Annotated in this window: 9 protein-coding genes; 6 read left to right on the top strand and 3 right to left on the bottom strand. The window is 69.3% G+C overall.

Translation table 11 applies throughout. The annotated features are described in order from the left end of the window. The first annotated feature begins 47 nt into the window (after positions 1–47). Complete coding sequence (locus tag D6718_02115; protein RMG48263.1) at positions 48–803, top strand: phosphatase PAP2 family protein; 756 nt, start codon at positions 48–50, stop codon at positions 801–803. Here the strand turns inward: D6718_02115 and D6718_02110 are convergent. Both D6718_02110 and D6718_02105 read right to left on the bottom strand, forming a co-directional pair. Continuing rightward, complete coding sequence (locus D6718_02110; protein RMG48262.1) at positions 773–2,611, bottom strand: hypothetical protein; 1,839 nt, start codon at positions 2,609–2,611, stop codon at positions 773–775. The two genes, D6718_02115 and D6718_02110, sit on opposite strands and share 31 nt — an antisense overlap. Beyond that, complete coding sequence (locus D6718_02105; GenBank protein ID RMG48261.1) at positions 2,608–4,923, bottom strand: glycosyltransferase; 2,316 nt, start codon at positions 4,921–4,923, stop codon at positions 2,608–2,610. The genes D6718_02110 and D6718_02105 overlap by 4 nt, the downstream gene beginning before the upstream one ends. 696 nt (positions 4,924–5,619) lie before the next feature. Here D6718_02105 and D6718_02100 point away from each other — a divergent pair. From D6718_02100 to D6718_02080, 5 genes are read left to right on the top strand one after another with little or no spacing between them, the layout of a single operon-like run. Further along, complete coding sequence (locus D6718_02100) at positions 5,620–6,276, top strand: prepilin-type N-terminal cleavage/methylation domain-containing protein (GenBank protein RMG48260.1); 657 nt, start codon at positions 5,620–5,622, stop codon at positions 6,274–6,276. Next, a complete protein-coding gene (locus tag D6718_02095; protein RMG48259.1) occupies positions 6,078–6,755 on the top strand; it encodes a hypothetical protein in 678 nt (225 codons plus the stop codon). Before D6718_02100 ends, D6718_02095 begins: the two co-directional genes overlap by 199 nt. Continuing rightward, a complete protein-coding gene (locus D6718_02090; protein RMG48258.1) occupies positions 6,752–9,769 on the top strand; it encodes a hypothetical protein in 3,018 nt (1,005 codons plus the stop codon). The genes D6718_02095 and D6718_02090 overlap by 4 nt, the downstream gene beginning before the upstream one ends. A gap of 11 nt (positions 9,770–9,780) precedes the next feature. Continuing rightward, positions 9,781–11,433: a hypothetical protein gene (locus tag D6718_02085; protein RMG48257.1), complete on the top strand. Its 1,653-nt coding sequence runs from the start codon at positions 9,781–9,783 to the stop codon at positions 11,431–11,433. Continuing rightward, positions 11,433–11,930, top strand: a complete 498-nt coding sequence (locus D6718_02080) for a hypothetical protein (protein RMG48256.1) — start codon at positions 11,433–11,435, stop codon at positions 11,928–11,930. Before D6718_02085 ends, D6718_02080 begins: the two co-directional genes overlap by 1 nt. 19 nt (positions 11,931–11,949) lie before the next feature. Here D6718_02080 and D6718_02075 read toward each other — a convergent pair whose 3' ends face one another. Further along, positions 11,950–12,567, bottom strand: a complete 618-nt coding sequence (locus D6718_02075) for a hypothetical protein (GenBank protein RMG48255.1) — start codon at positions 12,565–12,567, stop codon at positions 11,950–11,952. Positions 12,568–12,669 lie beyond the last annotated feature (102 nt).

The following is a 12,669-nucleotide window of genomic DNA, read 5'->3' as shown; positions in this document are numbered from 1 at the left end:
CTTGACCAGACTCGCCGGAGCGTCGATGTTGACAGCGGATCGCTCGGATGTTCCCACTGGACCGGCAGCTCACTCTCTGGTTGAACGCCCTCGCGGGGTCGTCACGCCCTGCGTTCGAGCTCCTGCTGTTCCTCTGCGGGCCGGTACCCCTCGCCGGCTGTGTGGCGCTGTTGCTCGGCCTGTGGTGGACCGACGCGGAGGGCCGGCGCGGAGGATCGGTGCCGCTCGCCGCCGCGGCTCAGGCCCAGCCGCCGGGAGTCCGGCTGTCGCGGCGCCGGTGCGTGGCGGCGGCGACAGCGGTCGCGCTCGCTTTCGTCGCCACGCGGGTCGTCGCCTTCGCCAGCGATCTGGAGCGACCTCTCGAGCGGGAGGCGTTGCGGATCCCGATCGATCCCGCGCGCTGGCGCGAACTCGTGTCGGGGATGGCGGGGTTCGGCGCCTTCCCCTCCGATCACGCCGCCTTGTTCGTGGCGCTCGCCGTGGCGCTGTTCGCCTGGTCCCGGCGCTGGGGAGTCTGGGGACTTTCGGCGGCGGTCTTCCTGTGCGTGGCGAGGGTCGCCACCGGACTGCACTACGCGAGCGACGCCGTGGTCGGCGGGTGCCTGGGCGCCGTCTCCTCTGCGGCCCTGATGTCAGCGGCGGCCCGCAACCCGCGGCCCTTCGACATGGTGGCCGCGGCCTTCGACCGGCGGCCGGCGCTGCTGTACCCGCTGCTGTTCGTGATCGCGCTCGACTTCACGCAGCACTTCCGGCTCGTGTTCGGGGCCGTCTTCTACCTGCTGCCTCGGCTTCTCGGCGGCTGAGGGCGGAGCAGGGCCCAATCGAGAGCGAGCGTCACCCGGGTCCGGTCGAAGGCGGCCGCGACGTCGAGGCGCTCGCCGCTCAGCAACAGCTCGAGGCGGCGTCCGATCCGGCGCCGGTAGGCCAGCCGAACCTCGGACGAGGTGTCGCCGGCGCCTGCAGGGGCCGCCACGTCCCGCACGCGCTGGCGCCCCGCTGCCGCCGCCAGCTCGACGCGCCAGCGGCCCGGGGCGGCCCAGGACACGTCGGCCCTGAGCATCTGATTGCGGAAGGACAGCGGAGAGAAGTACCCGCCGGCACCTCTTGCCCCCAGGCCGTCGCCCTGGAGGTCGGCGGGGGGGAAGCCGCCGAGGTCTCGGTCGTGGCTCATCGCGAAGTAGCTGTATCCGAGGCGCCATCGGCCTCCGGCGAGCCGGAAGCTGACGCCGAGACCGGCGTAGGCGGTGCGGCGCCCGTTGTCCCGGACGTTCGCCCCGGCGATCGTGCCGCGGGCAAACCGCACCACCGCATCCCAGCGGCGGCCGAAGCGGAAGGCGGCGCCTCCCCCCGCCTCGCGGAGGAAGACGGGGCCGTAGCCGATCCCCCCGATCACCTCCCCCGCGGCGGTCATCCGCGAGCTGAGTTCCGGCTCCCGCCTCGCGAAGGCGTCGAGGGCGACCCGGTCACCCGGCCAAACTCGCAGCCCGATGCGCCCCGACCAGTCCCGCCCCCCCGTGGCGTCATGGTCGAGGTGCAGCAGGCGCCCATCGACGCGAAGCCGGCGGCCGATCGGCGATCGCCATGCGACGCCGACCTCGGTCCGCCGCGTGCTCCCGCGCCGGTTCGCGAAGAATCCGCGGCCCGCGAGCAGCGTCAGCTCCGAATCGGATCCGCCGGGGTGCCAACGGAGGGAGAGGGGAGCCTCGGCGAACCGGAGGCGGCTCGTGTCGGGATCGCCCGATTCCGTGCTGCCGGAAAGGGTCAAGCCCAGGTGGGGGGCGAGGAGCCACCGCAGGCGTTCCGCCGCCCGCCTGGCCCCGGCGTCCGAGGGATCGATCGCGAGCAGCGTCTCGTAGGCGTGGAGCGCCGCGGCCGGGCGGCCGAGCGCCTCCAGAAGCTCCGCGCGCGCCCGGCGGGCACGGGGAGAGTCGGCCTGTTCGTCTCCGAGTTCGTCGAGGGCCGCCAGGGCGGCGCGCGGGCGTCCCGTCCAGCCCAGCACCTCCGCGAGACCGACGCGCGCCTCCGCCTCGGCCGGATCGCGCGCCAGCGCCTCCCGGTAGGCGTCGAGAGACTGGCCGAAGTCGCCCTCCCAGGACAACAGCCGCGCCAGGCCGGCCCGAGCGCGCGCGTCGTCCGGATCGCGGCGGATCAGGCGGCGATAGACGTCCGCCGCTTCCTCCCGCGTCGCCGGACCCCACGACAGGATCTCCGCGAGAAGCAGCCAGGCGCTCCGACGGTCCGGGGCGCGCGCGACGACCTCCCTGAGGATCCGAACCGCCTCCGGCCGAGTCTCCGCGGACCACGACAGGACCTCGGCGAGCGCTTCGGCCACGTCGAAGCGCGCGGGCGCCTCCTCCGCGAGCCGGCGCAGGATCGCCACGCCCTCCTGCCGCGTCGCCTCGCTCCAGGTCAACACGCGTCCGAGTTCGAGCCCGACATCCACGTCGCCGGGACGGAGGCGAGCGAGCTCCCGCAGCATCGCGATGCCGAGTTCGCGCGTCTCGCGGTCCCAGGTCAGCCGGCGGGCGCGCTCGAGCGACGGCTCCCCTGCCGCGCCGGCCGGCGCCGCGGCCGGCGCGAGAAGCAGCGCCGCCGCCAGCAGTGCGCTCATGAGACAGCCGCCCACGGCACCGCCTCGGGAGCAGCCCCGAACAGGTGTTTGACGAGGTCGGCACGCTGCTCGGGAGCGAGATCGACGAACCGGACGCCCAGCACCGCTTCGCCGCTCCCGCCGCGCCGCCGGCTCCGCACCTCCGCGTCGACGGTGGTCCGCTCGACGGCGTTCCACAGGATCGTCAACCGGAACCTGTCGGAGACACCGTCGCCGCGCTCCGAGAGCCGCAGCGCCGCGCCCTCGAGGCTGAGGTCCACGGTCGTGGCGTCGTAGAGGGCCCCGCCGGGGATCTCGACGCGCGCCGGCAGCTCGCCGCGAAGTCTGGGCGCCAGACGCCTGAGCGCGCGGCGGGGCGAGAAGACGGCCACCATCGACCGGACGAAGCGGAGCAGGTGCTCGGGAGCGCCGAACACCGGGGCATGCGGGCCGGACCAGGCATCCGGGTCGCCGAACAGGACCTGCACCAGCCGGCGGTGCTGCTCCTCGGTCCGATCGACGAACTCGACTCCGACCGAGAGCCGGCCGTCGGGACCGATATCGCAGCGGACGAGCCTCGCGCCGAGCGTGACAGACCGCCCGTCGCTGGCCGTCAACGTGACCTCCGCAGAGTGCGGCAGCGGCCGAACCTCGTCGAGAACGAACGAGAGCCCCGTCTCGGAGACGTCCCTCGTGACGGCTTCGAGTCCTCCGCCGTCCCAGCGCAGCTCGAGCGGAATGCGGCGCGCGACGCGGATCGCGGACCTCTCCTGGATGCGGTGGCGCAGCAGGAGCAGTCCCATGGCGAGCACGATCAGATTGTAGCCCGCCCAGGTCGTGTTGATGAGAAGCCCCCCTTCATCGCGACCGCCGAGGATCAGGCGGACGATGCCGGTGACGAACGCGACGGCCACGGCTGCCGACATCAGCGCGAGCGGAATCCCCACGCGGCGCACCTCCGGGCGATCGGCTGCGCGCCCCTTGGGGGTGACCTCGAAGCGGACCCGGCGCCGGAAGGTGAAGGGGAACGAGATCGCGGCCAGAGCCACCTGGACGGAGATGCAGGACTCGTACACGTCCGACCAGAAGATGCGCCGCATGCCGCGGTTGACGAGCTGGAAGCCGGCCACGGAGATCGCCAGGTGCGGCAGGTAGTAGGAGAGCAGGTCTCCCAGGTTCCGCACCACGAGCGGGCGGACTCCGGCCAGCAGGAAGAACACGGGGGCGAGGAGATAGACGACCCTCGGGAAGCCGTACAGCCAGTACCAGAGGGTCGCCAGGTAGTTGATCCGCTGCATCAGCGTGAGCCGCGGCGCGAGCAGACCCTTCTGCGTGAGCATCACCTGGAAGGTGCCGCGCGCCCAGCGCTTCCGCTGCGTCAGGTAGGCGGGATAGGACTCGGGGGCAAGGCCGGCGGCGAGGTCCTTGTCCAGGAAGACCGACCGGTACCCCTTCGAATGCAGCAGCAGTGTGGTGTGGATGTCCTCGGTGACGGTCGAGGTCGGGAAGCCCCCGATCTCTTCCAGGGCCGATCGCCGCAGGACGGCGCTGGAACCGCAGTAGAAGCTAGAGTTGTAAACGTCGCGGCCGGGCTGCACGACGTGGTAGAACATGTCCTGTTCGTTGGCGATGTACTCGCGGATCCTGAGGCGATCCTGGAACAGATCGGGGTTGTAGAAATGGTGCGGGGTCTGGACCTGCGCCACCTTCGGATCCCGGAAGAAACCGACGGTCTCCCGGAGAAACGTGCGCACCGGCACGTGATCGGCGTCGAAAGTGGCGATGAGCTCGCCTGCCGTCTGGCTGAGGGCGTGGTTGAGATTTCCGGCCTTCGCACCGACGTTCTTCTCTCTCGCGATGTAGCCGGCGCCGAGACGCCGGCAGAGTTCCTCCACCTCAGGCCTGTTTCCGTCGTCGAGCACGTACACGCTCTTGCGCGGGTAGTCCAGATCGAGGCACCCCACGATCGTCCGGTAGAGGATGTCCGGCTCCTCGTCGTAGGTCGCGATGAAGACGTCGACGCTCGGCATGAACCGGTCGTCCGGCGGCTCGCTCCGCCGATCGAGCCTCCGCGTCGCGATGAGGTAATGGTGCAGGACGATCAAGAAGCCGTAGATCTCCGCGGCGAAGATCGTCGTGCTGAGAACGGTTCCGGCGCCCCCGCTCCAGTTGATCGTCTCCGTCGCGCGCCACCAGAGGTAGCGGAGGCTGATGGCGACATTGAGAAGGATGACGACGAGCCGCCATCTCGGGTGACGGGGCACCCAGCGGGTGAGGAAAACCGCCGCGAAAAGCACGGCCGCGGCGAACAGGATCCGCTGGAGAAGGTCCATCACGGGGCCTCGGGCGGGCTTCCGGGCCGCCCCGGCGGGGACGGCTCACCTATACGAAGTTTGTCCCGGGCCCGCAGCCGGTCCACCCGGAGCCCCGGTCGGTCCCGGCCGGCAGCCCGCCGGTCGCCGGAAACGGCCGATGGCGGCAGCCGGGACCCCGATCGCGACCTCGGGAAAGCGGTTACGGCAGGGTGACCGCCTGTGCCGGGATGGAACGGCGTCCGGGCCGGACCGTGCCGTGTCGTTCGTGCTCCACCTCCAGCGCCCGCGGCGCCGCAGAGCCGCGAAGGCTCCCGTCGCTTCCGGACAAAGCGGCCCGAAGCCGGTCAGCACCGGACAGGATGACCGTTCCCCGCAGGGCCCCGGCGGTGCCGGCGGCTTCTACGTCCGAGCCGTGCTCGCGAGTCTCCGCGGTACGGAGCGGACTCCTCCGCACACGAACGCGCGGCCTCTTCCTACGGCGGCTCGGCTCGTGAGGGTGTTTGGCACTCCGATTGCTTTCTGCGTGAGCGGTGGACTGCGTCCCGGCGCCGCCGGAGCCCGAGAGGCGTGACGAGCGGGACACAGGGAGGACAACGCGCGAGCTTGGAAACCGGCGCTGCGGAACCGACATTCGCCCCGACGGGGCGAAGACGCCGGGCGCCGCGTCGATCCGCCGGGTCCACGAGCGATCCGGGCCAGCGTCGGGAGGTGCTCATGCCGAAGGCCCGCCAGGGCAGCCGCATCGACGGCCCCGCAGGACGCCGGGCGGAGCGCGGATACACCCTCGCCGAAGTCGTGATGGTCGTCGCGCTCATCGCGCTGATGACCACGATCTCGCTGTTCGGCTGGCAGACCATCAGGCAGCGGAGCCACATGACCGCCGCTTCGCGCCTGACGAGGAGCTTCATCTACGAAGCCCGCATGATGTCGATCTACCGCGGGGTGAATCACTTCGTCGTCATCGATCAGAATGGAGGTACGATCCGCATCCACGAGGACTCGGGAAGCGTTCCCGGATCGTTCGACGACGGCGACAAGCAGGTGACGGCCGCGGAACTCCCGGCGGGCGTGAAGATCGAGCTTCCTGTCGATCCGGCCGAGCTTCCGAGCCCTCTCGACGGGTCGATTCTCACCGACGCGTGGTCTCTTCCGCAGCCCGATCCGACCGCGCGATGGGGCAGCGACCTCAAGGGGTTGATGACGACCCCGACGGGGTTGATCGAGTCGGCGGAGGACTCGCCCTCTGTCGTCGGGAACGGGGTGATCGTGTTCAGCGATCGCTTCGACAACGTCTCGGCGGTCGGCATCCGGGGGGCCACCGGCAGCGTGCGCGCGTTCGAGTATGTCGACGGCGCCTGGAAGGAGCTGTGACGATGCCCGCCACCGGCCGGAGAACGACAGGCACGGGCCGTTCGGAGCGGGGAATGACCCTGGTGGAAGTGCTGGGTGCCATTCTCCTGCTGTCGTTCGTCGCTCTGGGCACCGCCTCGCTGACGATCTACGCGACCAGGGAGAACAAGCTGGCGGCAGAGCGGACGATCGCCACCAGCCTGGCGGCCGAGCGGATCGAGCGGCTCATGGCCGTGCCTTACCAGGGTCCCGCGAACTTCGCCAACTACGCGCTGCCCTACGAGACGGTCTCCGCCGGACCGCCGAAGACGTTCACGGCCGATTTCGGGCAGATTCCCGGATACGACCGGTACAAGTCGGTGGTGACGCTCAACTACGACGTGCCGGCGGCCGGAATGCTGCAGGTGATCGTCGACGTGAGTTGGAAGAACGTCCACCAGGGTCTCAAGACGCACCGGATGGTCGTCTTTCTCCACCCCGGTCTGGAGCAACGACAATGAGCCGTACCTGCCGATCGACGGGATCCAACGGGAAGACGAGGAGCCCGCGGGGGAGCGCGGGCTTCAGCTACGTCGAGGTGCTGCTGGCGATCGGCCTGTTCGCGGTGGTGATCGGCGCGGCCTTCGTGTTCTTCACCCAGTACAGCAAGACCGCCAAGACCGAGAGCCACGGTCTGTCGATGCGCCAGGCCGGCCGCGTGGCTATCGACGAGCTGACGCGGCGCGCCCAGCAGATCGGCTACGGCATCGTCAGATCGGATCCGTACAACGCTGCCACCTGGCAGAAGGCGGTGGTGTATGCGGGCGCCCACGTGCTGGCGTTCAACGCCGATATCGATGACGCGGTCGGGATCGCCGGTCCGTCGGTGACGATTGCCTTCCCGGATGGTTCCACCTACACCGGCGAAGGGTCGGCGTCGTCTTCGACGGGCGCCGAGACATACGTGTACACCATCGACGCCAACGGTGACGGCACGATCGATCTCCGCGACAGAACCGAGGCGGCCGACGGCAGCTACAACCCCGCCGCGGAAACGCCGAACCCGCTCGATTTCGCCCTGTTCCGGCGCGTGTACGGCTGGAACGGCACGGACTACGGCGGTGCGCTCGAGCCGATTGCGCCGTACCTGATCACCAACGTCGCAGGCGTCACGTTCGGGGACGGCACCACACCGGAACCGCTGTTCACCTACTGGCTGACCGAGGATCTGAACGACGACGGCGTGCTCGAGGATTCCGAGTGCGTGAACGACGCGATCGACACCTGCCCGCCGTCGTCGTCGCGGGCGCCGGTCCTGTATCTGTGGGGAGATGACAACTTCGACGGCGTGCTTTCGGAGGCGGAGAAGGAAGCCTACCGGGACATGCCCGTCGGCTCGGCGGACTGGTCGAAGAATCCGCTGGCGTCGGCCGGCGCGTACCACTCCACGACGCTCAGCACCGCGGTCGACCCGAGCGCGGCGGACGCCTACATCCTCGAGGTGGCCGACGCGAGCAAGTTCGGACCTGGGGACCACATCCGGCTCGGGAGCGGCTCGACAGCGGAGAAGTTCGTCATCGAATCGGTGAACACCTCCACGACGCCACACAAGATCGCACTGATGAGCGATCCCGTCCTGAGTCACGCGGCTGGGGAGCCGGTCGAGATCCTTCCGTCCACGCTTCTGCGGGCGATTCGCACCGTGGCGATCTCCTACGACGCGATCGCGCCCCAGAAGACGGTGGAGGGGGGCCGCGAGGCGGCCGGTCAGGCCGGGCGCGCCGGGGCCAAGGGCCTCGACTACCAGATGACGCCCTTTCGCCGCTCGGTCGAGGTGGTGAACCTCCAGAGCCAGGCCCTGGTCCGGTCCGAGAGCGTCGGCTCCCAGGTCTGCCCCCTCGAGATCACCTCCGTTTGCGCCGGGAACCCGCTGGATGCGACCTCCGTCTACGGTACCACGGAGCGAACGCTGCAGTTCGAGGTCCGGGACGGAAACGGCGACCTGGCGCAAGGGGTGCGCGTCACCTTCTCGCTGTCCGATCCGGCCCTGGGCACGCTGTCGGCGACCCAGGCGGCGACGGGAGCGGACGGTGTGGCGAGCGTCGGCTTCGCCGCGGCCGGCGAACCGGGAGCCGAAATCGTCACCGCGAGCGTGACATGCGTCGACGAAGCTGACCGCGTCTACGAGGACTCGGCGAGCGTGCAGCTCGACCTGTACGCGATCGACGTGTCGCTCGAGCACGATTGCCTGGGGACGGTCTCCGGACCGGGCGGCTCGCCGGTCGGCACCGGATTCACCGTGACGGTTCGCGGTGAGAGCGGGCCGCTTCCGAACCAGGACGTGGACCTGACCCTTTCCCTGGATCCGAACTACCTCCCGCCGAATCCGAACTACACCGACGTCGTCGCGCAGCTCGAGGTCAATGGGGCCACCGTGGGCGACACGACCGGCACGGGATCGGTGGGACCGGTGACCTACGCCACGGACGGAAACGGGCAGCTCGCGGGCGGCCTCGGGCTCATTGCCGACGCGACGTCGGCCGGCGCCCGCGCCGACCTCACGGTTTCGGTTCCTTCGACCGATGCGTGCCTCGCGGCCGGCGGTTCCACCGTGAAGCACGTGAACTTCTACCGGATGACGCTGGCCTCCGAGAATCCCGCGGGGTGCAGCACCATAGCCCCGTGCCGGATTCCGCCGAACTCGCTGGCGCCCAAGGCGGTGGCGACGCTGAGCCTCAACGGGACGCCCATCCCCGGCGCTCCGGTGGCGTTCTCGAAGCGAGACCGCTGGGCCGGCACGCTTCCGCCCGGCGTCGACCCCCCCGCGTCGGTCCTCACACCGTCGGGGACAGTCGACACCGACGCAGCGGGCTCCGCTCGCGTGACGGTGGGGAACAACGGCTCGCCGGCGATCTCCCCGTCCGTCCCGCTGGAGACCTTCGTCAGCGCCTCCTCCGCCGGCGATCCCGCGGCCTGCACCGCCGGCGCCGTGGAACCCATCGATCCGGATCTCGCGTTCCAGTTCGAAGGGCCGACGGCAAGCTGCCGCGTGACCCTCATCCAGGACTGGGTGAGCCTGACCGACAACAAAGGCAAGAGGATGTGCCTGACGGTCCAGAACGCGACCGCCGGCCTGTCATGTCCGATCACGGTGGAGGGTATCGCCATCGCGATCTACGACGCGCCCGGCCAGTCCCTCGACCCGGCGTACAAGGTCAAGAAGATGTCCGGCGGCACCGTCAGTCCGGGGCCGAGCTGCATCGCGATCGATTCGGTGACGCTGTTCGACAAGAAGTGCAACAACGGCAGAGATCTTCCGAACGGTAATCCCTGGGACTTCGTGTCCACGGGCAAGTGCAGCGAGCCCTACCTCGACGTACCGCCGGAGGAGTTCTTCGTGTTCGACGCAACGGACTTCGCGGCGAGCCTGAAGAACAAGCATCGCCCGATGGACGTGACCGTCTACTACACCTGCGGAGGCGCGTGCGCGACCGGCCAGACCGAGAAGCAGACGTTCCGGCTGAAGACGCCGTGAGGAGCGGACCGATGAGCATCCCCCACAACGATTCACCGCACCGCGAGCGGGGCGGATCGGCCCTGATCGTGGTCATCCTGCTCGCGCTCTTCGCGTCGGCGATCGCGGGGACGATGATCGTCATGAGCAACGCCGATCATCGCATCGCTGCTAACGAGCGCGACGCCGAACGGGCTCTGTTCGCGTCGAAGGCGGGGCTCAACTACGCCTACTACCTGTTCACGGAGGGGCTCATCCAGCCGACGCCGCAGGGAACGGCCTTCAACTCCTACGACGCGGACGTGAGCGCGGCCCTCGAAGGGGCCGAGTTCAGCGGCAAGATCTACGACATCTCGGCCGTGATGGACCGGGGGCAGCTTTACCGCATCGAGTCCACCGGCGTCATGAACAAGGCGACCCGGACGACGGAGCTCGTCTTTCAGATCATCCCGGAGGCGTTCAAGTACGGCTACACGGCGTTCAACCAGGCGGTTCTGCACAATCACAGCGGCCTGGCGGGGCCGACCTTCAAGATCGAGTCGACGATCTTCTCCAACGGCACGGTGGACATCCCCCAGGACATCACCCTCGACGGCGCGGTGGTGGCCGCGGGGACGGTGACCATGGCGACGGGATCGGTCGTGAAGAAGGACATCTTCGCCAACGCGCTGGTGAACGACGGGACGGTCGAGGGCAATGTCAAGACGCTGACCGCTGTGAACAGCCTGCCGGCGACGGCGCCCACGTGGGATCGGATCGACGCACTCGGGAACAAGTACGAATGGTACAACGGAGCCAGTTCGCCGGGGACGGTCAGCGGATCGGGAACGGTGCTGGGGACGATCGACAGCTACACGGTGGCCGACGGCGACAACTTCGTCTACTCGATCTTTCGCAAGGACGGCTCGCTGATCGCCGATCCGGACCTGAACGTCATCAAGTTCATCCCGCCGCCCAAGATCGACTACAAGGCGATGAAGGAGGAAGCGGATCTCGGCGACCCGACCTACTTCAACACCATGTCGGAGGCGATCAACTACTTCATCACCAAGAAGGTCACCGAGACGATCGCCGGGAAGACGGTGACCACGGTGAAGATCGGGACACCGTCGCAGCCGGAGTGGATCTACGTTCGTGACAACCTGACCATCACGCTCGATCCCACTCAACCGGACGACCCGAGCACCGGGGTGATCCAGGCCGACGGTTTCCACATCGAGGGCGGCATCTACGCCACCGGATCGATGTCGTTCAACGGACCCGCCTACGACCCGGCGATCCACCCGCCCACGCCGGACTGGTACCAGTTCAAGATCAACGCCCTGCCCTACTGCTACCCGGCGCTCGTGGCCTATCCCGAGCCGTCCACCGGCACGATCGACACCTGGACGCCGAACGACACCCCGCCGATGACGACCGGGAACAAGATCGAGATCAAGTCGAACTTCTCGCCGCACGAGGGCTTCTGGTACATCCACGGACTCGCCTTTTCCGGGGGCGAGATCCACGCCCATCACACGCAGAGCTCCGACGAGCTGATCCGCTTCATCGGAGCGGAGATGGCGTGGAAGGTGCACAACTGCGACTACTTCTGGTTCACGTACGATCCCGCCGTGCGGTGCACGAAGTTCCTCGTCGCGGACGAGGGAACCCCGGACGTCGTGTCGTACCGGGAGGTCCGCTGATGCCTCGCCGGAGGGAGCCGCGGGGAGAGCGGGGCAAGGAGCGGGGAGGTTCGCCGCTCCGGACGGTCGCGGTCGTGGGTGCGATCCTCGCCGCGGGTGTCGCCGGCCAACTGGTGTGGGGCGGCCTCCGGTCGCCGGATCCGCACTATCTCGAGGCCCGGCGGCTGATCGCCGAGTACGAACTCGGCAAACCGCCGGAGCTGATCAACTACAACCACCCCGTCTACGGGAAGGCGCTCGCCGAGCTCGAGCTGGTGGATCCGGACTCGCCGTCGGCGGCTGCCGCCGGCGAGCTGGCGGCCGAGATCCGCCACAAGATCGAGGAGTTTCGCGCCAGGATGGCGGCGGAAGCTCGGCGAAAGGCGCGGGAGGCGAAGCGGAGGCGGGAGCGGGAAGCGATGTTTCTCGAGGCGCAGGAGCGCGCGCGCCTGAATCCGGTGACCTCCTATCCGGAGTGCGAAAACGAGGGGCAGTCCCGCACGCGGCGGGGCCGGTGACGGGGGACGCCCCGCCCCGTCAGGACGCCGCGTCGCGAAGCGGCTTCATCCCCTCGACCGCGGGGCGGTAGCGGGGCTCCACGACCCAGCCGCTGTCGCTCCGTGTCTCTTCGGCCTGGATGGCCAGGCCGGTCACCTCGAGCTTGAAGTTCGGGTACGTGAGCCAGAAGTCGAGGATGTAGCGGCGGTCCGGCGCGGCTGCGTCGTCGAACTCGGCGCGGAGGAAGTATCCCAGGTGGTCGTGGCGGAACACGGGATCGAGCACTCTCCTGAGGGTCAGGAAGAGGTCCCGCCCCCGGACAGGATCGCGGACCACGAACACGCCTCCGTCCCGCCGCGCCACCCTGGCCACGTGCAGCTCGACGACGTGCTTGAGCTGTGCCGCCGTGAAGGGACCGTCGGGATTGCCGTGGTGGTGGTGTCCCTCGCCGTCCCCGTGCTCCTCTCCCGCCTCTTCGGTCTCCGCATGTCCGTGGGCGGCATGCTCGGCCAGCGCCTGCTCGAGCCAACCCTTCGTCAGGCCCGGATAGGGCGGCCCGCCGTAGACGACGGCTTCTCCCGGCGCGGAAGGACCGGCGCACCCGATGGCGATGGCGGCCGCCGCGGCGACCAGGGCAAGGCTGCGGACCGAGGACATGAGAAGACCTCCTCGAGGCCAATATGAGATCCGCCCGGCTCGCGGGGCCACGCCGCGAGCGCCCCGGTGCGGAGGCACCGGAGGGCGGAGGACTAGAAAGGG

This window comes from Acidobacteriota bacterium (assembly GCA_003696075.1).
Taxonomy (GTDB): Bacteria; Acidobacteriota; Polarisedimenticolia; order J045; family J045; genus J045.
Note: the sequence above shows the minus strand (reverse complement) of the source record. Positions and strands in the feature narration are given on the sequence as shown.